Origin of the sequence: Psychrobacter sp. UBA6766 (assembly GCF_002453355.1) — a bacterium.
GTDB lineage: Bacteria > Pseudomonadota > Gammaproteobacteria > Pseudomonadales > Moraxellaceae > Psychrobacter.
The window spans coordinates 1-24,138 of the sequence record NZ_DKGQ01000013.1; the positions used below are offsets into that span (position 1 = coordinate 1).

The 24,138-nt window shown below is 43.2% G+C and carries 20 protein-coding genes; 9 read left to right on the top strand and 11 right to left on the bottom strand.

Translation table 11 applies throughout. The annotated features are described in order from the left end of the window. Positions 1-71 precede the first annotated feature (71 nt). The 3 genes from B4K26_RS03090 to B4K26_RS03100 form a co-directional block, all read right to left on the bottom strand. On the bottom strand, positions 72-1,706 hold the full coding sequence (locus B4K26_RS03090; protein WP_296243480.1) for a CTP synthase: 1,635 nt from the start codon (positions 1,704-1,706) through the stop codon (positions 72-74). 227 nt (positions 1,707-1,933) lie between these two features. Then, a complete protein-coding gene (locus B4K26_RS03095) occupies positions 1,934-3,013 on the bottom strand; it encodes a porin (protein WP_296243481.1) in 1,080 nt (359 codons plus the stop codon). 578 nt (positions 3,014-3,591) lie between these two features. Then, complete coding sequence (locus B4K26_RS03100) at positions 3,592-5,796, bottom strand: malate synthase G (RefSeq protein WP_296243482.1); 2,205 nt, start codon at positions 5,794-5,796, stop codon at positions 3,592-3,594. A 544-nt stretch (positions 5,797-6,340) separates the two neighbouring features. On the opposite strand from B4K26_RS03100, the gene B4K26_RS03105 reads away from it, so the two are divergent. After that, complete coding sequence (locus B4K26_RS03105) at positions 6,341-7,039, top strand: tRNA-(ms[2]io[6]A)-hydroxylase (RefSeq protein ID WP_296243483.1); 699 nt, start codon at positions 6,341-6,343, stop codon at positions 7,037-7,039. A gap of 182 nt (positions 7,040-7,221) precedes the next feature. On the opposite strand, the gene B4K26_RS03110 is transcribed toward B4K26_RS03105, so the two are convergent. The 6 genes from B4K26_RS03110 to mtgA all read right to left on the bottom strand — a co-directional run bounded on the left by B4K26_RS03110 (position 7,222) and on the right by mtgA (position 12,021). After that, the gene (locus tag B4K26_RS03110; RefSeq protein ID WP_296243484.1) at positions 7,222-7,446 is read right to left on the bottom strand and encodes a hypothetical protein; all 225 of its coding nucleotides are present in this window, start codon (positions 7,444-7,446) and stop codon (positions 7,222-7,224) included. A 137-nt stretch (positions 7,447-7,583) separates the two neighbouring features. Continuing rightward, entirely contained in the window at positions 7,584-7,946 is a 363-nt protein-coding gene (locus tag B4K26_RS03115) for a hypothetical protein (protein ID WP_296243485.1), read from the bottom strand. Between the two features lie 96 nt (positions 7,947-8,042). Further along, entirely contained in the window at positions 8,043-8,294 is a 252-nt protein-coding gene (locus tag B4K26_RS03120) for a hypothetical protein (RefSeq protein ID WP_296243486.1), read from the bottom strand. A 90-nt stretch (positions 8,295-8,384) separates the two neighbouring features. Then, positions 8,385-8,555, bottom strand: a complete 171-nt coding sequence (locus tag B4K26_RS03125) for a hypothetical protein (protein WP_296243487.1) — start codon at positions 8,553-8,555, stop codon at positions 8,385-8,387. A 348-nt stretch (positions 8,556-8,903) separates the two neighbouring features. Further along, positions 8,904-11,150, bottom strand: coding sequence for a polyphosphate kinase 1 (ppk1, locus tag B4K26_RS03130; protein ID WP_296243488.1), 2,247 nt, complete (start codon positions 11,148-11,150; stop codon positions 8,904-8,906). A gap of 184 nt (positions 11,151-11,334) precedes the next feature. Beyond that, complete coding sequence (mtgA, locus tag B4K26_RS03135; RefSeq protein ID WP_296243489.1) at positions 11,335-12,021, bottom strand: monofunctional biosynthetic peptidoglycan transglycosylase; 687 nt, start codon at positions 12,019-12,021, stop codon at positions 11,335-11,337. Positions 12,022-12,253: 232 nt separating this feature from the next. Between mtgA and B4K26_RS03140 the strand changes: the two genes are divergently transcribed. The 5 genes from B4K26_RS03140 (at position 12,254) to B4K26_RS03160 (ending at position 16,972) form a co-directional block, all read left to right on the top strand. Further along, the gene (locus B4K26_RS03140) at positions 12,254-12,571 is read left to right on the top strand and encodes a glutaredoxin family protein (RefSeq protein WP_296243490.1); all 318 of its coding nucleotides are present in this window, start codon (positions 12,254-12,256) and stop codon (positions 12,569-12,571) included. A 78-nt stretch (positions 12,572-12,649) separates the two neighbouring features. Next, entirely contained in the window at positions 12,650-13,849 is a 1,200-nt protein-coding gene (locus tag B4K26_RS03145) for an alpha-hydroxy acid oxidase (RefSeq protein WP_296243491.1), read from the top strand. Positions 13,850-14,095: 246 nt separating this feature from the next. After that, the gene (locus B4K26_RS03150; protein WP_296243492.1) at positions 14,096-15,076 is read left to right on the top strand and encodes a rhomboid family intramembrane serine protease; all 981 of its coding nucleotides are present in this window, start codon (positions 14,096-14,098) and stop codon (positions 15,074-15,076) included. A 79-nt stretch (positions 15,077-15,155) separates the two neighbouring features. Continuing rightward, on the top strand, positions 15,156-15,968 hold the full coding sequence (locus tag B4K26_RS03155) for a MipA/OmpV family protein (protein WP_296243493.1): 813 nt from the start codon (positions 15,156-15,158) through the stop codon (positions 15,966-15,968). 140 nt (positions 15,969-16,108) lie between these two features. Further along, positions 16,109-16,972, top strand: coding sequence for a DMT family transporter (locus B4K26_RS03160; RefSeq protein WP_296243494.1), 864 nt, complete (start codon positions 16,109-16,111; stop codon positions 16,970-16,972). Between the two features lie 140 nt (positions 16,973-17,112). Here B4K26_RS03160 and fumC read toward each other — a convergent pair whose 3' ends face one another. Next, positions 17,113-18,516 (bottom strand): class II fumarate hydratase, encoded by a 1,404-nt coding sequence (gene fumC, locus B4K26_RS03165; protein WP_296243495.1) that lies wholly within the window; start codon positions 18,514-18,516, stop codon positions 17,113-17,115. Positions 18,517-18,656: 140 nt separating this feature from the next. Between fumC and B4K26_RS03170 the strand changes: the two genes are divergently transcribed. Together B4K26_RS03170 and B4K26_RS03175 are read left to right on the top strand one after the other, a co-directional pair. After that, positions 18,657-19,376 carry a 5-formyltetrahydrofolate cyclo-ligase gene (locus tag B4K26_RS03170; protein ID WP_296243496.1) on the top strand — a complete coding sequence of 240 codons (720 nt, stop codon included), beginning with the start codon at positions 18,657-18,659 and terminating at the stop codon, positions 19,374-19,376. After that, positions 19,376-19,633: a hypothetical protein gene (locus B4K26_RS03175; RefSeq protein ID WP_296243497.1), complete on the top strand. Its 258-nt coding sequence runs from the start codon at positions 19,376-19,378 to the stop codon at positions 19,631-19,633. The genes B4K26_RS03170 and B4K26_RS03175 overlap by 1 nt, the downstream gene beginning before the upstream one ends. Positions 19,634-19,722: 89 nt before the next feature. Here the strand turns inward: B4K26_RS03175 and B4K26_RS03180 are convergent, their stop codons facing one another. Continuing rightward, positions 19,723-21,096: a Na+/H+ antiporter family protein gene (locus tag B4K26_RS03180; protein WP_296243498.1), complete on the bottom strand. Its 1,374-nt coding sequence runs from the start codon at positions 21,094-21,096 to the stop codon at positions 19,723-19,725. A 318-nt stretch (positions 21,097-21,414) separates the two neighbouring features. On the opposite strand from B4K26_RS03180, the gene lon reads away from it, so the two are divergent. Continuing rightward, a complete protein-coding gene (gene lon / locus B4K26_RS03185) occupies positions 21,415-23,997 on the top strand; it encodes an endopeptidase La (RefSeq protein WP_296243499.1) in 2,583 nt (860 codons plus the stop codon). Positions 23,998-24,138 lie beyond the last annotated feature (141 nt).

Genomic DNA, 24,138 nt, shown 5'->3' on the forward strand with positions numbered 1-24,138 from the left:
CAACTTATGGGGGTCAGTTCAAGATCAGTCTTTTTTATAACGATAGAGCTAAAGCTGTTGTGAGATAAGTATTATTTATTGTCGCTATAGTTTCTTGCGGCTTTAACAAAGCTGTTAAACAGTGGATGACCACCACGTGGCGAGCTTGTAAATTCAGGATGGAACTGTACCGCGACAAACCAAGGATGGTTAGGAATCTCAACCGACTCAACCAAATGCTGCTTGGCAGAATAGCCAGATATGGTCATGCCTGCTTGCTCTAATGGTTCGATATAGCGACTGTTCATCTCGTAACGATGGCGATGACGCTCGGTAATATTGGTTGCGCCATAGATTTGCGCAAGCTTACTACCGGCCACCAACTCGGCTTGCTGAGCGCCTAAACGCATGGTGCCACCAAGGTCTGAATCATCGCTACGAATCTGTAGCTCGCCGCGCTCATCTAACCATTCGGTAATCAAACCAATGATAGGTTCGGCTGCGGTGCGATGGAACTCAGAAGAATTGGCATCGATATGCAATACATTACGCGCGTATTCAATCACTGCTAGTTGCATACCGAGACAGATACCAAGATACGGCACGTTATTTTCACGCGCATAGGTAATGGCTTTCATTTTACCTACCGTGCCGCGCTCACCAAAACCGCCCGGCACCAAAATAGCATCGGCATCGTCGAGACGGGCAAATAACTGCTCATCCGTTTCTAACAGCTCAGCATCGATATAGTCAATTTTGACGTCGGCTTTATGGGTAATACCTGCATGCAACAAAGCTTCGTTGATAGATTTATAGGCATCTGGCAATTCAACATACTTACCTACCATCGCAACCGTCACCGCCGCTTCAGGGTTGAGCTGTGCTTCAACCACTTTATCCCAATCGCTCAAATCCGCTTCTGGTACATCAAGACCAAAACGCTCACAGATTAAGTCGTCAAGATCTTGCTCATGCAGGGTACGCGGTATTTGATAGATGCTCGAGGCATCTTCACACATAATGACCGCACGCTCTTCGACGTTGGTAAATAACGCAATCTTGCGGCGATTGTCTTGTGAGATATGGTGATCAGAGCGGCAGATTAAGATATCTGGCTGCAGACCAATAGAGCGTAGCTCTTTTACTGAATGCTGGGTGGGCTTGGTTTTGGTTTCGCCCGCACTAGCAATATAAGGCACCAATGTTAAATGCATGAGCATGGCGCGATTGCGTCCAAGCTCCACTTGCATTTGGCGAACCGCTTCCATAAAGGGAAGTGACTCGATGTCACCGACGGTACCGCCAATCTCGATAATAGCGATATCATAACCTTGACCACTGGCAAGGATTTTGCTTTTGATCTCATCAGTGATATGCGGAATCACCTGAACCGTACCGCCCAAATATTCACCGCGGCGTTCTTTATTCAATACGTTTTGATAGATGCGACCACTGGTGAAGTTGTTGCTCTTACTCATCTTTGAATGGCGTAAAAAACGCTCATAATAGCCCAAATCCAAGTCAGTCTCGGCGCCATCTTCGGTCACGAACACTTCGCCGTGTTGGAACGGACTCATTGTCCCAGGATCGACGTTGATATACGGATCCATTTTGGTCATCGTTACGCTTACACCACGCGCCTCTAAGACGGCTGCAAGAGAGGCTGCGGTAATACCTTTTCCTAGTGAGGACACTACCCCACCGGTCACAAATATAAACTTGGTCATAGTACTCTGTCGGTAATTGGTAAAGAAGGATTTTACTAAAAATACGCCAAAAAATATAGGGCAAAAGCACAAACTCTTTAAAACACTCAGTTTTTAGCGCTTAGCCACCATAAGCGCACAGTCATCATAGGCATGACTATTATACGCCACTACCCCTTTAAAAAGCGCATAACAAAAAAACTCACCCCGAAGGATGAGCTTTTTATAATCAGATTCTAATGCTTAGATTAGAATTTGTATTCTAGACCAGTACCAAGTACGAATACCTCTGCATCGCCTTTTATATCATTTTTTATACGATCTTCTCCTTCAATAGGTGAATCCGTATAATACGTGTAACCAACATTATCAGCTTTATTCAAACCAGCATAAAGATGAGCAATGATGTTGTCTTTATAAAAGTATTTACCACCAACAACGATTTGATCAGAGTCAGAATTATCAAAACCATTTAGGTTAGAGGTGTTGTTATACTGAGCATACACTGATGCTGGACGAGCAAAGTTCGTTAGAGGCATCTCACCACTGATGACGAAACCTTTTTCTTTTGACTCGCCGCCATCATAATCAGCAACTTGGTATAGGGCGCCCAATCTTACTGGAGCTGCCATAAATTTACCTAGATCAACAGTTGCTGTACCACGGATAACGTCACCACCACCAACAATATTTTGATCCTTGTCATACGCTAAGCCAGCAGTAAATCCTGTACCTTGGTCAAATAGCGCAGCAACACCAAAGCCTGAGTTGTCATTACCATTGGCATCGTCAGAGCTATACATGGCAGATATTTCTAATGGTAAGTTGTTATATTTAGGCGCAGTCCAGATGATTGAACTTGGGATACGGTTACTATCCACCATGTTTAATGCTGAAACCACTTCACTTTCGTTTTGAGTTTGGCCTAGGTTATCCCAGTAACCTTGGTTTACCACAACGTTATCAATACGAGCTAGTGTTGATTGGTTTTTACCAACACGGAATTCACCGAACTGTTTGTTTACAACACCAAGGAATGTATCACGGTTAGTAAAACCATTGCTATCACCATCAATGCGTGTGCCATACTCTAACTGATAGATAACATCAGTGTTAGCAGTCATGGCTTCAGAACCTTTAAGACCGATACGTGAAGCATGAGAATTAATCTCTACGGTATCTTCGTCATAGTTATAGCCAGCAGGTCCATCCAATTCGGCATTAACATAGTCAGCAGCTAAGAATGCTTTACCGTATAGAGTTGGTGCTGCATTAGCCGCAGATACAGATAGGGCAGCGATTGCTGAAGCTAAAAGTAGTTTTTTCATGGGGGTATCTCCACTTTACAATTTTAGTAATGAGCGAGCTATTATTAGCCGTTGCCCAATATGGTATCGTCACAAATCCTCAAAGATATAATGTGTAACTGGCTACCGAGATTAGTCAGAAACAAGTGTGGCGAAGTGCTATTACCGTAAGATGAAAAAAACCATGACTTACATAACTTAGATAAAAATCGTAACTGCCATGTAAACGGTGGTCTTTATCGCTCTGTTGTGTAACATCCGTTACCAAACTCATACTTCGATTACAAGCATAACAACTTTGACATAATTTGCAACATATTTTTCGGTGTTTAATAATGAAAAATATTGAAGTCCCTAGCCAGCATAAGGTTTTACGTTTATTCTTATATAAATAAAAAAACACCCCTACTCGCTACAGACGAATAAGGGTGAGTTTATAATCAACGTTAGTAGACTTAAGTCTTCTGTTGATAAGCAGAATAAAATTTATCAGCATAGGGCTAGTTATCACTGATAAGTAGCCCGACGGTAAAGTCTAATTATGGTCTACCCGACTCATTTATTTTATCACTCACTTAATCAACAATAAAAAAAGCTACCTAGCAGTGAGTATTTGCTTTTAGATCCAAGCGCGCTTGATGCAATAATGGTTCGGTGTAACCGCTCGGCTGCTCGCGACCTTTAAAGACTAGATCACAAGCTGCTTTAAATGCGTAAGAGTTCTCAAAGTCATTTGCCATCGGCTGATAGCTACTATCGCCAGCATTTTGCTCATCGACGACTTTTGCCATGCGCTTCATGGTGTCCATGACTTGCTCTTCACTTACCACGCCATGATGTAACCAGTTAGCGATGTGCTGGCTTGAAATACGTAAGGTCGCACGATCTTCCATTAAACCTACATCATTAATATCAGGAACTTTAGAACAACCAACGCCCTGGTTTACCCAGCGTACGACGTACCCCAAGATACCTTGGGCGTTGTTGTCTAGCTCTTGTTGTTTCTCTTCTTCTGTCCAGTTGGTGTCTTTTGCCAATGGAATAGTCAAAATATCGTCTAAGCTGGCACGCTTGCGTGATTTTAGGCTGTCTTGAACATCCGCGACATTGACCTCATGGTAATGCATGCTGTGCAAAGTAGCACCCGTTGGTGATGGTACCCATGCAGTGCTAGCACCTGCTTGTGGATGCGCGATTTTGCTTTCCATCATCTCTTTCATTTCATCAGGCTTCGCCCACATGCCTTTACCAATCTGCGCATGACCTTGTAGGCCCGTCTCTAAACCAATATCGACGTTCCACTGCTCATAGGCGGGTTGCCAAGCTTGCGATTTCATATCGCCTTTACGTACAAAAGGACCGGCATTCATACTGGTATGCATCTCATCACCGGTACGGTCTAAGAATCCTGTATTGATAAAAATAACGCGCTCTTTGGCTTGGCGGATGGCTTCTTTTAGGTTGACCGTCATACGGCGCTCTTCATCCATAACACCGATCTTAATGGTGTTACGCTCTAAGCCTAATAGGTCTTCGGCAGCATCGAACAGATCGTTTGCCATTTTGACTTCTTCAGGGCTATGCATTTTTGGTTTAACGATATACATCGAGCCTGTACGCGAGTTTGATAGCTCGTTTTTGCCTTTAAGATCATTTAACGACAATAACGGGGTAATCAAACCATCCATCAAGCCTTCGAAAATCTCTTCTTGACCATTGCCCAAATCGACTAAGATGGCTGGGTTTTGCATCAAGTGACCAACGTTACGGAGCAGTAAGAGTGAGCGACCTGGTAAGACAAGCGCACCGCCATCTGGCGTGGTGTATTCGCGATCCGGATTTTGTTTACGCGTACGAGTTTTGCCGCCTTTTTCAAAAGTTTCTTGCAAATCGCCATTCATCAAGCCAAACCAGTTGCGATACACTTCTACTTTTTCTTCAGCATCAACCGCAGCGATTGAATCTTCACAATCTTGAATTGCCGTAATGGCTGATTCTAATAGCACATCTTTGATGTTTGCTAGATCGTCTTTACCAACTGGATGGCTGCCATCGATTTGGATTTCAGCGTGTAAATTGTTGTTCTTTAATAAAATGCCAGTTGGACTTTCGGCCTCACCCACAAAACCTGCAAACTGAGCGGCGTCTTTTAGTTCGGTACTGCTATCGCCTTGCATGACTTCAAGCTTGCCATCAACCACTTTAAAGCCAGTGGCATCGTTATATGAGCCTGATGCTAGGGCAAAGTTTTCATCTAAGAATTTTTTGGCATAGGCGACGACAGCTGCGCCTCGCGTTGGGTTATAGCCATCTTTTGCCTCTTGACCATTTTCATCGCTGATCACATCTGTGCCGTATAAAGCATCGTACAAGCTACCCCAACGTGCATTGGTTGCGTTCAACGCATAGCGCGCATTACGAACTGGTACGACTAATTGTGGTCCTGCGATATGAGCAATCTCGTCATCGACGTTTTGGGTGCTAACTTTGAAATCGTCGCCTTCTGGCAATAAGTATCCGATTTCTTGTAAAAACGCTTTATAAGCTGGGTAATCAATATCGCCATCTTTGGCAGGATGGTCTAGGTGCCATTGGTTAATTTGTTCTTGGATTTTAGCACGGGTCGCGAGTAGCTCTTTGTTGCGTGGCGTAAACTCCTTGATGACCTTTTCAAATCCTGACCAATAACTGTCTGAATCAACACCGACTTTCGGCAGCACTTCGTTTTCAATAAAATCGAACAACTGCTTATCGATGGCAAGAATGCCTTTTTGAATACGATTGGCGTTAGAAGACTGGCTCATATTGTTATCCTTATCTGTTCGTGAAGTGTGTTAATCCTAGGTTGTACTATCTGAGTTGCTACTATTTGCACCAGTTTAAGCAAATACTAAATCGCTAACCTTTACTTTGTGCGCTAGTATTGATAGTTGATATAATGCTGAGTCGCTGACTATTAACTGACAATAATAGTAAGACAAAATGTCCCAAAAGCAAAATATCATCCTACTATCAAATAATAAAATAAACAAGGAAACCTCATTTAGCAAGTAAATACTTAGGCTGTCTATAAATGATACCTTATAAGATATAAGCCTTGAACGCTATAAATAGCTTGGCGGCGTCTATCCACTTAAAAACATATTAGAACTGTAAGTAATAATTACAATATGTATTTATGCTTTATGGTTATCTATCAAATATAAGCACAAGAGGCTCAGAAGAGCGCTAAATGATAGTAAAAAAACTTGAAAGGGTAGTAAAAATACTTGTTGTTAGAAAAGTTATTTTATCAATGCGTTCAAACAACTCCCTTCTCAATAAATTTTAATGAGGCCCAGAGAAACTATGACTATAAATGAGCAGAACCCTGCAGAACTTACTCAAGAGCATGATACACAAGAAGACAGTGTTGATATAACTCAACTAAGAACGCCTCTAAAAGTGGACCTATCGCCTATTTATAAATTTTTGGGGGCCCGCACCACCCAAGCTTGGGTCAATGCCGCCATTGGGGGTTTGCCGTTAATCATTCAAGACCATGCCAATTGCGAGAAAAAAGCAGCTGGCACGGCGATGAATCTAATGTTTCGTTATGAGTTCTCATACGATTTACAGCGAAAGTTAGCACAGTTAATACGTGAGGAGATGCTGCACTATGAACAAGTACTCGGCATCATGAATGAGCGAGGACAAGAATGGACATATTTGAGTGCGGGGCGTTATGCAAAAGGGATGCTTAAACATAAACGCACTTACGAGCCATCAGCGATGGTAGATGTATTAATTATCGGGGCGTTTATAGAAGCGCGCTCTTGTGAGCGTTTTGCAGCGTTGGCGGAAGTCATCAATGATGAGCGTTTGGCGAAGTATTATCGTTATCTGCTCAAGTCAGAAAGTCGTCATTTTGAGTATTATCTGGCGTTGGCGCAGTCGTTGTCTGACGACAATATCGATGAGCGCGTTGCCTTTTTTAAAGCAGTCGAAGCAGAGCTGATATCAAGTCCAGATAACGAGCTACGCTTTCACAGCGGTATACCTGCTTGATTTGCACGGACTTCCTATTAAATTTCATTTGAAGTAAAAAATGATTTAAAATAAAAAGGGTACAACAGTTAGGTAATGACAATCTCGCTAAATGTTGTGCCTTTTTACTTAATCCGGATTAAATCCATTATCTGAATCGATATTTTTTATTTTTCTTAAATACGCTTATTTTATTAAAAACTTCATCTATCGCTTTCTGTTACCGAGGTGTCATACTGCTTATGATTTTTTACAACATGGTGTGGATCATGATCATTCGTTAATCTTTCCGCTTCCGCTGGGTTAACCTTTTGCAGAGCATCATCGGGAACAATCCCCTTATTGTCATCGGCATCTTTAAGTTTAGGATTGTCTTCTGGATGATTCAGTTTTTGGTAAGTGACATCGACTTCCCTATCATTTGGCATATTCATGGCAATTCTCTTTCTAATTTATTAAAAACTAAGGCTGTCAAACTAACGCTATAAAAACAATAACTGTCTGAACATGCCATAATTCTGCATGTGAGTAACCTTTCAATGACCAATGAGTGACCATCTAAAGATTAGACGTCTTTTTCATCGGGGTTTAATACACGCGTTTGCGCATTGTCAATATTTGCATAACGATTCAGGTCATTTATATCTGTACTCTTAGCCGCTTCGTGAATGGTGTTATGCTCATTCACGCCTTCGTCGAAGGCATTGCCCTCTTGATCGCGGCGATCTGGCTGACGCGCTGGGTTATCATTATAATTTACATGCTCTGAATCTATGATACCTTCTTTAAAGGTATCGGTACCTTTATTTATTCTAGTATTTTCTTCTATTTCATCGTGAGCACTAAAGGAATCAACCTCAACATCCGCTTCTTGAAGGCGGGTTTTGGTTAATTCAGGATCTTTGGTTGGCATATCTTTGGATTGCATCGTGGTATCCTTATCTTTTTTTAAATTATTATTTTTATCATGATAGTAAATCGCTACATTCGCTCATTTATCTTTCAATTGAATAACTGCTACCAATTACTCATTATTTTTTTGAGACAAGTCATAAGCGTTTAAATCTGCCACATTCTTGCCACCAGCTGGCAAATTCTCTTCTTTGCGTGGATCTACATAAACTTCATCGGTTTCTTGCGACGCTTGTTCAGGTCCATCAATATCTGGTTCGTATTTTCGACCTTTATAGCTGTTTTTAGGGTTATTTGGTTTTAATGCGGCTGGATCATTAATTGGAACTGGTTCTTCATCATTAGGATGGGTTCTATCTTTCATGGCGCGTGCCTCGCGTTTATGGTTAAGCATCAGATGACATTTACCGATTACGTTTCTCTTTTACTGGTAATAACTCATCATACGAATTTATTATTTGTCAGTGCGTAAATCTTCTTCGATAAAAGGTGTCTTTTGCTGTTCAGTTAAGTTCTCTGGTGTATCTACCTGCTTTTTATTTTCTAAGTTTTTTTCGATTTGCTGACTATCTGCTTGTTCTGCTGCTTTTTTAACATCAGATGTATCATTATTAGTATTGCTCATGGTAAAACCCTTCTTTTTTATAATGGATTTATGATTCATTATCCTTGTCAACCATTTGTAAATTATTAATATATAGATAACTCCTTATGAGTGATAATTTATGAACGACCATTTATTAACAAACAAGCTATCAACGACAAGGTATAAATTAATTATAAGAAGAATTTTCGGCTTCTCACCAGTGTACTGCGGTATCAATGTGTGAATAAATGTGAGGTTACCCGACAGTTTGTAACTTTCATCACTCTTCACCCAATAAAAAAACCAAGCACCTGTGTTTACCTGTACTTGGTTTTATTGGACTTTTACAGAGTATATAGCGTTTAAAAATGGCGCTGGAAAATTACGCTACACTGACTCGCCAACGCCATTAATAACCTTTAACAAATGCTCTTGAGCAATGTGAGGCGTCTCATCTGCCGCTGGCTGCAATTGCTGCCAGACGCCATCACCGCCTAAAATCCACGCTTGAGTATTGTCTCTTAGATAGTTGATTAATCCATCTTGATAAATTTGCTTAAATAGTTTTTTATCTTCAATTGGAAACGCGACCTCAACGCGGTGGAATAAGTTGCGATCCATCCAGTCAGCACTGCCGCAATACAAGCGCTCGTCACCATCATTATAAAAGTAATAAATGCGAGTATGCTCTAAAAAACGCCCGATGACAGAACGTACGGTGATGTTTTCAGACAACCCTTTTACTTGCGGGCGCAGGCAGCACATAGAGCGCAAAATCAGCTCAATTTTAACGCCTGCTTGCGACGCGTCATATAATTTATCAATCAGACGGCGCTCGGTCAGCGCATTGACCTTGACGATGATATGCGCGCGCTTGCCCGCCTCGGCATGAGTAATCTCATCATCGATAAAGCTCATTAGCTTTTCATGCAGCGTGAAGGGTGCATGGAGGAGTTTTTTCAGATTGGCCGGTTTACCCATTCCCGTTAGCTCTTGGAATATTTTGTGCACATCTTCTGAGATGTCAGGGTCGGCTGTGAATAATCCGTAATCGGTATAAACCTTGGCATTGGCAGCGTGATAGTTACCAGTACCTAGATGCACATAACGGCGAATTTTATCGTCTTCACGGCGAATGATAAGCATCAGCTTGGCATGGGTTTTGTAGCCAACAATACCGTAAACTACTACTGCGCCAGCTTCTTGTAGATAGTTGGCGACGGCGATATTTGAGGCCTCATCAAAACGGGCGCGTAATTCAATAACCGCTGTCACTTCTTTGCCATGACGCGCCGCTGCCGCTAAAGCTTTAACGATTTCTGAATTGGTTCCTGAACGATACAATGTTTGCTTAATGGCCAATACTTTTGGGTCATTTGCCGCTTGCCACAGTAAGTTGATAATTGGCGAGAACGCGTGAAACGGATGGTGTGTCAAAACATCGCCTTTACGCATCGCGGCAAACATGCTGGTCGCTTTATCGAGTTTATCGACTTCACGACGAAACGGTTTGGGAACGACATGAGTAAAAGGCTGATAACGCAGCGCTGGAATGTTAAAGTCAAACAGCAAGCGTGTTAAGTTGACAGGACCATTGACGCGGTAAAGTTGATTGTCATGCAGCTCAAACTCATTGAGCAAATAATCGCTAATGGGCGCTGGGCAATCGGTAGTGACCTCTAAACGCACCTTATCGCCAAAACGGCGGTTTTCAAGCTCGCCCTCTAACGCTTTGGCAATATCATCGACATCGTCTGCCAAATCCAAATCGGCATTGCGCGTTAGCCTAAACTGATGGCAGCCGGTGACATTCATCCCCGGGAATAGCTCACCGATATGCTCATGAATCACGGCGGACAGCATCACATGGTGCTCTTTACCACCCGTTAGCTCATCCGGCAGACGAATGACACGCGGTAGACTGCGCGGCGCTGGTACAATCGCCAGGTTGATATCGCGACCAAACGCATCTTTGCCCTCTAACGTAGCAATAAAGTTTAAGCTCTTATTAACTAAACGCGGAAATGGATGGGCAGGATCAATGCTAATCGGTGTCAAAACGGGTGAAACTTGCTCAGTAAAATATTGCTTCATCCACGCCGATTGCTCCGCGCTTAGCTCGTCGCGTTTTAGATAACGGATGTCTTCGTTAGCAAGGGCGGGCAAGATATCTTCATTTAAAATGCGGTATTGTTCATTAATAGCTTCATGAGTAATAGCAGAGATTTCTCTTAATACTTCGCTTGGGCGCATGCCATGAGCACTGGTTGAAACATCACCCATATTGAGTTTTTGCATGATTCCTGCGACGCGAATCTCAAAGAACTCATCCAAGTTAGACGAAAATATAATGAGGAAAAACAACCGCTCTAATAAAGGATGGCGAGGACTGGCCGCCTGCGCCAATACCCGTAGATGAAACTGCAGTAAAGACAAATCGCGGTTAATATAGCTGCTGGCTGAATAGCTACCATCATCCAAACGCTGCCAATCAATTTCCGTTAAGTCCACAGACGAGCTTTGAGTTAAATTTTTATCTACTTCGATAAGGCTGGTGCTGACCTCGATATCGGTGTTTATCTCAACATCAATATTGTCGTCAACTTCATGACCATTATTCTGCTTATTACCCATCTCTGCCACCTTCCTATTCCTTTACCGTGATCGATACGCCGTCATCTTGTATTGTTACTAAAGTCCTTTTAAGCGACTTTTTATGCCAATTGTCTTTTGCCCTTTTTTTTACACCAAAATTTTCTTAGATTATTTTTTCGTTAAGTCGCTTAGCGCAAATCCAGCCGTCATATAAATAAACAGGTTAAGCTGATTGTGGCAAGACGGCATTTTTCATGCGTTTTTTAATAATACGTTGTTTATTGCGCAAGCGTTTGTCGCTTTGATGACCTTCGTAGTATTTTGGATTGGTCAGCATGGCAATGAGTAAAGCCGATTCGTCACGGTTTAGGTTGGCAGCTGATTTATCAAAATAATACTGGGCGGCGGCCTCAATACCATAAATGCCATTGCCAAACTCGGCCACATTTAAATAAGCGGTCAAAATGCGCTGCTTATCCCACAGAGTCTCTATCATTACGGTGATAATCGCCTCCTCGGCTTTACGGGTGTAAGAGCGATGCGAGGTTAAAAATAAATTTTTGGCTAATTGCTGGGAGATGGTTGAGCCGCCCGCTGACATTTTGCCAGTCGCTTCGTTCTTTTTACGTGCCGCCTCAATACCTTTCATATCAAAACCGTTATGCTGGCTAAACGTTGAATCCTCACTGACAATCGCTGCTTGTTTGGCAGATTTGGCAATGGCGTCATACTCTGCCCACGTCTGCGTGACCGTGCCGCCCGTCAAACGATGGGTCAGCATAAACATACTGTTATTGATCGGCTGGGTTTTCCAAATCAACAGTAGTCCTGCGACCAGTATATGGAATGCCACTACCAACAACATGAATGCCAATAATAAGCGTTTGAGAAATTTGCCAAAACTTGCCATGCGAGCGATATCCGAGTGGTTAAAGAATAGTCATCATAATAAATTGCTAACAATAACACGCTAATCATAAATAGCAGGTCATCTTACCTAATCTCACAATCGCTGTCATTATTTACCCCATTTCTTTATCATGTAAATAATACCAAGTGATTTACAGATTTTTGCTTAAATGGCTTAAGATAAAAACTTGGCGACAAAGGCAATAAACAGACATAAGAATAAGAGTGTAAATATGGCTAATGATAATACGGTAGCAATGTTACGGGCACGGATGATTGCCGCGAGCCCCAATCTTGGTACGGCTGATAATCAGAATAAATGGTGGCTACTTGGTACTTCTGGCTGTCATCTGTGTGACATCGCTGAGCAGTTGCTTGCTCAATTTCAAGCGGTGCAGCCGATACGCTATCAGCATGTTGATATTGCCGATTGTGATGAAGCACTGATGATGGAGTTTGCCACCATGATTCCTGTGATATTAACGCCATCGAAACGCTTAAATTACCCGTTTTCAGTGTTGGATTTGCAGCGTTTATTAATAGTGTCATAAAACAGTTTTTATAAAGTGGCTTAATAAAGTAGCCATCATAAACCAGCCATTATAAAGAATCGTAATACTGAGAAACCTATGAAAGAGTTAAGCCCAACTTTAAAAAAAGTTACCGAAATTGAAGACTTACGGCGAGTTGCTAAGCGCAAAGTACCGCGAATGTTTTATGATTACGTCGATTCAGGCTCATGGACTGAAACTACTTATCGCAATAATGAAATCGATTTTGACCGTATTAAATTGCGCCAGCGCGTATTGGTCAACATGGAGGGACGCGCGCTTGCCACTGATATGCTAGGCTCAAAAGTAAAAATGCCGGTAGCTATTGCACCAACTGGCTTTACCGGCATGATGTGGGCGGATGGCGAGATTCACGCCGCACGAGCAGCAGAGAAATTTGGCGTACCCTTCTCGCTTTCAACCATGAGTATCTGTTCTATCGAAGATGTGGCGGAAAATACCAGTGCGCCGTTTTGGTTTCAGCTATATGTGATGCGCGACCAAGAGTTTATGGCAAACCTAATTCGCCGTGCTAAGGCTGCCAATTGTTCAGCGCTTATTTTAACCGCGGATTTACAAGTCCTCGGACAGCGCCATAAAGATATCAAAAACGGTCTATCTGCGCCGCCAAAACCTACGTTTGGGAATATATTAAACCTCATGACCAAGCCACAATGGTGCATGAATATGCTCGGCACCAAACGTCATAGCTTTGGCAATATCGTCGGTCATGCCAAAAATGTCGAAGATATCTCTTCGCTCTCGGCATGGACGGCTGAACAGTTTGACCCGGCGCTGAGCTGGGATGACGTCGCGCATATTAAAGATATGTGGGGCGGCAAGCTGATTATCAAAGGTATCATGGAGCCTGAAGATGCCATCTTGGCTGCCCGTAGCGGTGCCGATGCGTTGGTCGTTTCCAACCATGGCGGACGTCAGCTCGATGGGGCGCTATCCTCTATTGCCGCGCTTACTGATATCGTGCAAGCGGTTCGAGTAGAAAATAGTAATATTGAGATTTGGCTCGATAGTGGTATTCGCTCCGGTCAAGATGTGCTTAAGGCCTTAGCGCTTGGCGCTAATGGAACGATGATTGGTCGCGCATTTTTATATGGTTTAGGCGCTTATGGCGAAGATGGTGTTCGCCGGGCGCTGGAACTTATTTATAATGAGTGTGATATTAGTATGGCGTTTTGTGGCCATACCGACATCAATCAAGTGACCGATGATATTCTGGTTCAAGGCACTTACGAGAATCTCAAAATCAATGCTTATTAAAAAGGTAGCCTTGATTAAATAGTGATATTTTCAGTTCGATATAAAAAGGGTATGTCCAAAATAGCATACTGCTGGTATAAACTTTCCGCGCTTACTGGGTGCTCGGCACTCCAAGCCTTCAAAAAATTTACTGCAACAATGCTGTATCCTTTTTAAGTTGAATCGACTATAACCCACTTATGGGTGACACGCCCTAACCTTAGCCTTTATACTCTACTCATCACTTTTTATTGATAGTTTGCGTTTATGACCATTCAACAATTATTAAAAACCGCGCCCGTCACCACTTTGCTATTAATAAGCTTTATCGGGCTATTTACCATGCAGGTTCTGAGCGGCGTCGATGCCAATAATCCATCGACCGAAGCATTGCTCAAATGGGGCGCCAATGCTCTGCCTTATACCATGGACAATGAACCATGGCGCTTGGCAAGTAGTGCCTTTTTGCACATTGGACTGATGCATTTATTGTTTAACGGTTTTGCCATGTACTTTTTTGGGCAAATCGCCGAGCCAATGTTTGGCTCAGCGAAGTTTTTGGCGTTGTTTTTACTGGCGGCAATCGGTGGCAACTTATTGAACAACTATGTCACGTGGCAAAGTCTCTTGGATGGCACTGGTCAACCTGGGCTATCGGCTGGCGCCTCTGGTGGCATCATGGGTATCGGTGCCGCACTCTTGATAGCCGCGCTATTTAAGATTTCAGTCAATGGCATGGTGCTCAATCTGAAAAGTCTAATCATTATTATGGGCATCAACCTGGTATATGGCTTTGCCGTTCCGGGTATTGATAATGCGGGTCATATTGGCGGCGCGGTGACAGGCTTAATAATCGCGTTGGCTTTTGCCGTTGCTTACCGTCAGCGGTTGGCTATCACGTTACAGAATACGTCTAGTGGAGTTCAAGACATTTATCGCACCACTTATATCAATTCGAGCAGCGCCACTGGCTATTCTACCCAAGCTTCCGCCCCCGTACCCCGCTTTGAAAATGAGGCCGATTTTGTGAATAACAGCAGTTTTAATCATGACTCTGCTGTAAACTTACCTATAAATAATCACGCTAGCCTTAATCACAGCAAAGTTAATGAACAACAAACAACCAAATCGACGCTTATTTGGCAATGGTTACCATGGTTAGTGATGCTGCTTATCAGCGTTGGCTTTGTCTGGTGGTGGCAAGATATTCACCAGCAAATATTACAAATGCTCGCTGTCATTGAGTAAAATGCCATACTTATTTGTGATTATTCCATTTCTCAACTCACTTTTAACCATTTATCCTACCCACTTATGAGAGCAAATCATGTCTAAAACACCAACGCTATCTCACCTAGTTAAGCGCACTGTGCTTAGCGCCTTAACCGCTACTACCTTACTTGGCGTCGCCAGTTTTTCTAATGCCGCGTTTTTCAAAAATAACTTACCAACCGACCAAGATGCTGAGCTCAGCGTTGGCGTCAATGTGATAGCAGTCAAGTCAGCTTATGATTTGGAAGATAGCACCGACATAAAAGTATTGCCGGGTGTGTTTTATGACAACAACAGAGTCTATGCTCGCGGTGCGCAAGCGGGCGCTTATCTCATTAATGATGGCACCAATCAGCTGTCTGCCTACGCTCAGCTTGATGGCAGCGAGTTCGATCCTGACGATGCAACTGGCGCGCTGCAAGGTCTTGATAAACGTAAATCTTCAGCCGCTGCTGGTCTATCCTATCTACGTCGTACCCCTATCGGTGGTTTCCGCCTGCAAGTCGCCACAGATGTGTTAGATAAAAGTGGTGGCAATACGGCGCGCTTAACCTATCTTGCTAAAATCACTAAAAACAAGCTGACGGTTTATCCAAGCATCGGTTTTGAGTACCAGGATGCCGACTATAATAACTATTATTATGGCGTTAACGAGCAAGAGTCGGCGAAAACAGGCGTTGAGGCTTATGAGTCAAATAATAGCTTAAACCCTTATATCAATATCAGTGCCAATTATGATTTCAATGAGCGCTGGGCAGGATTTGCCAATCAAAGTTTAAGCTATCTACCAAATGAGCAATACGATAGTCCAATGGTTGACTCACGGACGGATGCCACGACGACGCTCGGTTTGCTTTATAAGTTCTAGAATTTGATGTTGTAAAAACTTGATTTGGAAAGGCTGAGCATTTTGCTTGGCTTTTTTATTATGTCATTTTGATGATATAAAATATTTGCTTATAATATAAATGCCAGATTTGGTGTCATATAAACAAGGATTATCACACTATGTTCCACTCTACCCTATGGATGATTGGAGCGCTCACCTCATTTTGTTTAATGGCTATTGGCGCTCGTGAGCTCAATGGTCAAATTGGTATTTTTCAAATATTATTTTTTCGAAGTATTGTAGGACTACTGGTATTAGTGCCGATAATATTGGTATCAAATACTTCATCGAAGAGGGGCGGCTTTTTATTCCCTAAACGCATTGAATTACATGTAGTCAGAAATTTATTTCATTTTGCGGGACAATATGGCTGGTTTTTAGGAATAGGACTACTGCCCTTAGCGACCGTTTTTGCTATTGAATTCACTGTGCCATTTTGGACAATAATTATCTCGTACCTTTTTTTAAAAGAATCCATAACGGTAAAAAAAGTGATGGCGGTACTATTAGGTATTCTAGGGGTAATAGTTATCGTACAACCCAGCGCAGAGGGCGCCAACTACGCCTCACTGATCGTTTTGGGCGCAGCCATTTGTTATGCGTTTTCTCATGTTTCCACAAAATTACTGTCTAATACCGAAAGCCCTCTTGCTATCATTTTTATGATGTGTTTGATCCAAGCACCTTTAGGATTATTTTTATTTATAGAAGGTTGGACCACGCCATTAGGCATTCAGTGGCTATGGCTTATCATCATAGGGGTAACCGCGCTATCAGCACATTATTGTATGACCAAAGCCATGCAACATGCAGAGGTGACCTTCGTTGTAACGATGGATATGTTTAGATTACCGCTGATTTCAATCATTGGTGTACTGTTATATTCTGAGAATTTTAGCGTTGCCTTAATAATGGGAATCATACTGATAATGGCGGGTAATTGGTTAAATATATACTCTAAGAAAACCGATAAAGTAAGATAGTAAATAACGACAATACTGGTCGGAAGTGAAGTTAAGCGTATACGATCAGTTTACTATCGCTTCCGAGTCAGAAGAGCAAAAAAAGACCTTGCCACATTACGTGACAAGGTCTTTTTATTATTCTAAAAATATTAGACAGCTTAAGAAGGATGCACCATGTCAGCAGGTGTCACCCACTCATCAAATTGCGCTTCAGTTAATAGTTCTAACTCAACCGCTACTTGCTTCAAGGTTTTATTTTCTTTATAAGCCGTCTTAGCGATTTTTGCCGCGTTTTCATAGCCAACATGACGGTTTAATGCCGTTACTAGCATCAAAGAGTTATGCAAGAAGGCATCGATTTTGTCTTTGACTGGCTCGATACCAACGGCACAGTTTTCGTTAAAGCTATTGCATGCATCGCCCAATAGCTTGATAGATTGCAATAAGTTAAAAGCGATTACTGGTTTATAAACGTTTAGCTCAAAGTTACCTGACGCGCCTGCCATGCTGATAGTGACGTCGTTACCCATCACTTGCGCGACAACCATGGTCATTGCTTCTGACTGGGTTGGGTTGACTTTACCTGGCATGATAGATGAGCCTGGCTCATTTTCAGGAATCGTCAATTCGCCTAGACCACAGCGAGGACCTGATGCCAACCAACGTACGTCGTTAGCGATTTTATTTAAGCTAGCTGCTAGGGTTTTTAGTGCCCCAGAAGCAAATACTTCGGCATCACGAGCGGCTAGCGCTTCAAATTTATTTGGTGAAGTGACAAACGGTAGGCCAGTCAATGTTGCTAGTTGCTCAGCTGCTTTTATTGCATAATCAGGATGGGCGTTTAGACCTGTACCAACCGCTGTGCCCCCTAATGGCAACTCATATAAACCTTGTAGAGCATTGTCGATACGAGTTAAAGAATGATTAAGTTGGCTGACATAGCCGCTAAATTCTTGACCTAGTGTCAAAGGCGTGGCGTCTTGTAAATGGGTACGACCAATTTTTACGATGTTGTCAAATTCTTTAGCTTTCTTATCCAAAGTGTCACGTAGTGCTTGTACCGCTGGAATCAATAAGCTATTGATTTGACGAGCTGCTGCCACACGAATCGCGGTTGGGAAGCTGTCGTTGGTAGATTGCGCATGGTTGACATGGTCATTTGGGTGAATTGGCGTGTAGCTGCCACGCTCAGAACCTGCGATTTCATTAGCACGATTGGCCAATACTTCGTTCATATTCATGTTTGACTGCGTACCAGAACCCGTCTGCCAAACCACCAATGGGAACTGGTCGGTTAAGCCACCATTGATGACTTCGTCAGCAGCTTGGACGATTAGATCACGTTTATCGCCATCGATACGCTCAAGGCTCGCATTAGTAATAGCAGCGGCTTTTTTAACCAGTGCCATCGCTTCAATCATCGGACGTGGCAACGTCTCGCCACCAATTTTAAAGTTCTCACGGCTACGCTGAGTTTGCGCACCCCAATAAGCATCAGCTGGGACTTCCACGTTGCCCATGGTATCTTTTTCGGTACGAGTTGCCTGATTCTGTGTCGACATAACTACCCTCTTTGATGGTTTGTTGTATAGCTGCTTCGAAAAAGTGCAACATACGCTGCACATAAAGGAAAATACGTTTTAAAGTGCCGTTATGATAGCATGACTTATGACAAATTTCTCCAAGTCCGTGAGGCTAACTGATGTCTAAAAGTACCAGCCAACAACAATCTACTACTGCATTATCTGATTCGATATCTCAGTTATCGACCGATGACGCTCGCTCTAAAAATACTGTCCAAGTAGCAAGTATTTTGAACAATCCACCAAGACGGCAATTTACGCGCCAGCGTCGCCAGTTAACGGCTGGCGAACGTAGACAGTACGCGCGCATGGCAAGTTCGCATTTAATTAAATTGCAACAACGCTTACCACCGCATGCGCGTATCGGCTTATATTATGATGGCTTTGGTGAGTTACCCACTCAGCCACTGTTAGACTGGATCATACGCTTAAATTATCAGCCTTATTTACCAGTGGTTGGTTCGCTTGGACGTGACGATAAGGGTAACGTTGATAAACACCTGCGCTTTGTGCCTATTTATCATAAAACATTATTGAATGTCCCGTCACGTATTCATCGTTTAGGAATGAAGCAAAACCATCATCGGCGCTTGCTGTGGGCGCGTGAGTTAGATGTGATTATCTGTCCGCTCGTGGCGGTTGATAAAAATGGCAATCGTATGGGGATGGGTGGCGGTTTTTATGATACAACGCTTGGTAAAAGCTATCAGGCAGGGTTAAAAAAACCGTTAAAAATTGGCTGGTGCTACGACTTTCAAGTGGTTGAGCAGTTACAACGTCAACCGTGGGATGTGCCGTTAGATGGCTTAATAACGCCGAGCGGCATAAGGTGGTTTTAATGAATGATAATGATAAATTTTTGCATACTAACTCTAGCGCTGAGAATGTTGAGGAATATTTGCAAAGACTAGAACAGACGGATGATGTTGAGCTGCTATATTATAGTCAAGAGCAGCCTTTTAGCGCTGATGAGCTAGCACGGCTTATTAATGAAGAACGCTTAAACGAATTACTGGCACAGAGTGATGATTTTTTGCGTAGTGTAAGTGGTGAGATTAAGAGTTTTGATGAGGAAGATATTAATAGTAGTAAATAATGAGGAATATCTAATAAGCAACTAAAAAGGCGAATGATTGTTAAATCCCTCGCCTTTTTCAAATCGGTATTAAGCGTCTAGGTTTTCAATTAAAGTACCATCGCCGCAATCCAACCAAATAGTAATAACGGAATGTTGTAATGGATAAAGGTTGGTATCACGCTGTCCTTAATATGGTCATGTTGACCATCGACATTTAAACCAGAGGTTGGTCCAAGGGTTGAGTCTGACGCAGGCGAACCGGCATCACCAAGTGCGCCCGCCGTCCCAACAATAGCAACCGTCGCAAGAGGTGAAAACCCAAGTGAGATACATAACGGCACATAGATTGCTGCCAAAATCGGAATGGTTGAAAAAGACGAGCCGATCCCCATGGTCACAATCAAACCAAGTAGTAACATGACAAAGGCCGCCATCGCCTTATTACCGCCAAAAACTGCCGTTGCGCCATCAACCAATGGTTGGATTTGCTCGGTGGCTTTCATAACCTCAGCAAACCCTTGCGCGGTAATCATAATAAAGCCAATCATTGCCATCAACTTGATACCGTCATTAAATACCGTATCGGCGTCACGCCACTTGACCACCCCTGTCGCCATAAAAACCCCAAAGCCAAACATCGAGCCAAGTAAAAGTGAATCAGTATATAGCTGAACCACAAAGGCGGTGACAATCGCAGCAATCGCTACTAGCGTTTTCATTTTGCTTTGCGTTTGGGCATCGGCGGCTGTTTTGCTTAAAGCGTCATTTTCTACCACCGCATCGCGAGCGTCTTTATCAATGGTTAATTGGGCATACTGGCGCGGCTTACGATAACTAATAAATATAGCGGTCAATAATCCCACTAACATACCCAGCGCTGGAATTGCCATCGCATGCGTAACCGAAATATTAGACACATCAATACCCGCTTCGCCGACATTTTTGAGCATGATTTGATTGAGGTAAATATCACCAAAACCGTAGGGAATAAACATATAAGTGGTCACTAGACCAAACGTAATCAGACAAGCAATCAGACGTCTATCAATTTGCATGCGATTAAAGGCGAGCAGTAAAGGCGGTACAAGCAATGGAATAAAGGCGATATGAATGGGAATTAAGTTTTGACTAAAGCAGCTCATCATAACCAGTCCTGCAAACAGCATGTACTTAATCATGCCGCCTGTCCCTATACCTGCGCCACCTGCATCAATACGTTTAATGACCGCGCCTGCCAAAGATTGCGGCAAGCCAGAATGCGCAATCGCCACCGCAAAAGCACCCAACAAGGCATAAGACAACGCGATTTGCGCGCCATTTCGGATACCTTCTTGAAAGGCGTTTAAGGTATCGGTTATTCCGAGGCCTGCGATAAGTCCACCTGCCAGCGCCCCGATTAACAAACTAAGTACCACGTGTACCCGTGCCAAAGATAGCCCTAGCATGATGACGACTGCCAGTAGCACCGCATTGATGGTCATATTTTCGCCCCTTACCTATATTTTTTGGTCTGCTATCGACACTTTGCTAACCTATTTATTCGCCCTAGTGTTTTAACCCCCATTTCAATTCATACAGCCGTCGTTTGAACTGAGCGGTTAAGACGCGCGTCAGTTTACCTGATTTTGCTCAAAAAACCCACGCGCAGAACCTAGCAGACATATCAGAGAATGCAAATAAAGACGCAATATTCTCCTTGTGGTTGGTTATATAGCCTTGCAATTTTGTCTAGCAGCACCATTTATCTAATCATGAACCACTAACTTGACTTTACAAGTCTGGTGAACGAGGAAGAATATATGAGTGAACATAAAATTGCCCAAGACAATATCGACATCGATGTCGACGTTTCATCTAGCGTTGCTGATAATAATACGCTAAATACCTCATCTGACGATACGTTAGAAAACGAGTCAGAATCGACGTCTGAAACTGTCGAAGACAATGGCAACAAAGTTAAAGATGGCGAAGAGAACTATCTTCCGCTGCTAGCATTACGCGATGTCGTTGTTTATCCGCATATGCAAATTGCCTTATTTGTCGGTCGTGCGCCCTCGGTAAAAGCCGTTGAATTGGCACAAGCCGAATATGGTAATAAAGTATTGGTTGTGGCGCAAAAAGACTCGCTAACCGAGGATATTGATCAAGATAACTTGTATCAGTACGGAACCGTGTGCCGCATCGTCAGTACCATGCCGCATGATAGCGATGAGAATTGCATCAAAGTACTGATTGAAGGTCAATACCGTGCTCGCGTCGATAGCATCGAAAATCATGACGAGCTATTGATGGCAGGCTTTACGCGTGCTGATCTCGATGTCACTATGGACGAGAGCCAGCAAAAAAATACCATTCAAGCCTTAACGACATTGTTTGAAGGCTATGCCGATGCGCGCCTGCGTAATGCCCGTGAGCTAACCCGCGTCGCAAAACGTATCGATGATTTGCTTGAGCTGGTGTATTTTATCTCAACCCGAGTGTCGATGGATTTAGATATCAAGCAATCGTTTTTAGAAAAAGATGATATCAAAACCCACATCAATACCTTGACCGAATATCTCGTTAAACAAAGTGCTGAGCAAAATATCGAGCAAGATATCCAAGATGCCGTTCGTCAGCAAATGGAAGACAATCAGCGCGAGTACTTCTTAAACGAGAAGATGAAAGCCATCAAAAACGAGCTGTCAGATATGAATGACGGCGCGTTCGATGAAGATGACGTGGCTGAGCTTGAGCAGCGTTTAGATGAAGCTGACCTACCAGAAGATGTGCGTAAAAAAGCGGAACAAGAGCTAAAAAAACTTAAAACGATGCCGCCTGCATCGAGTGAGTCTTCAGTCGTTCGTAACTATATTGAATGGATTTTGGATACGCCGTGGAATGCGACGACCAAAGTTTCCATCAATTTAGACAAAGCTAAAACCGTCTTAGATGAAGATCATTACGGCTTGCAAGACGTTAAAGACCGTATTTTAGAGTATCTCGCCGTTCAGTCGCGGGTGAAAAAACTGCGCGGTCCGATTCTTTGCTTAGTAGGTCCTCCGGGTGTCGGTAAAACTTCATTGGGCGAGTCGATTGCTCGTGCTACCGGTCGTAAGTTCGTTCGCATGGCGTTAGGTGGCGTCCGTGATGAAGCGGAAATTCGTGGTCATCGCCGAACCTATATCGGTGCGATGCCAGGTAAAATTGTCCAGTCATTAGCGAAAGTCGAAGTTAAAAACCCGCTATTCTTGTTGGATGAAATCGACAAGATGGCGCAAGACTTCCGTGGCGATCCAGCATCAGCGTTACTTGAAGTGTTAGACCCCTCACAGAACGATACCTTTAACGACCATTATTTGGATATGGACTTAGATTTATCGCAAGTGATGTTTATTTGTACCGCCAACAGCATGGACATTCCGCCAGCACTACTTGACCGTATGGAAGTCATTCGTCTGCCGGGTTATACCGAAGAAGAAAAGGTCAATATCGCGCAAAAATATCTCGTGCCAAAAGCGATCAAAAATAACGGTCTCAAAGAAGGTGAGATTGAAATTGTTGAAGCGGCATTGCACAGCATCGTTCGCAGCTATACGCGTGAAGCTGGCGTTCGAAACCTTGAGCGTGAAGTCAATAAAATCTGCCGTAAAGTGGTTCGCGGTTCGGTCGAAACTCATGGCGCGCGTGCTCCTAAAAAAGCAGAACGTGAGCTAGTGGTGGTCAATGACAAAAACATCGATGACTATCTAGGTGTGCATCAGTATGACTACGGTCTAGCGGAAGAAGAGCCTGAGATTGGTCGCGTGACTGGGCTTGCTTGGACACAAGTCGGTGGTGAGCTACTGACCATCGAAGCTGTCGCCATGAAAGGTAAAGGCGAGCTAAGCTTTACCGGTTCACTTGGCGATGTGATGAAAGAGTCGATTCGCGCCGCTATGAGCGTCGTTCGTGCTCGCGGTGATAGCTTAGGGATTGATTATGAGACCTTTAAAACCACTGACGTCCACGTCCATATGCCAGAAGGCGCAACACCGAAAGACGGTCCATCGGCAGGTGGTGCGCTAACCACAGCGTTAGTATCGGCATTAACGGGTATTGCGATTCGTCCAGATATTGCGATGACAGGCGAGATTACCTTACGCGGTAAAATCCTACGCATCGGTGGTCTTAAAGAGAAGCTACTTGCTGCGCATCGCGGTGGAATCAAGCATGTGTTGATTCCAGCGACCAATGAGCGCGACTTAGCTGATATCCCTGATAACGTCAAAGAAGGCTTGACCATTCAGCCAGTCGCGACGATCGATGAGATATTAAAAGTAGCATTGGTCAGCATGCCAATACCGATTAAGCCTGCGAAAGTAACGGTTGATAAAACCAAAGGTAAAGCGCTACACAATTAATTGAATAATTAATTAATCAGTCTTAGCCATTCAAAAGCCGCTTACAGCAATGTAGGCGGCTTTTTTTGGCAATAATAAACAACAATCTAAATAAAACCCTATGCTATATTTTATACAAATGTTTATTAACTAGGAAAGTAT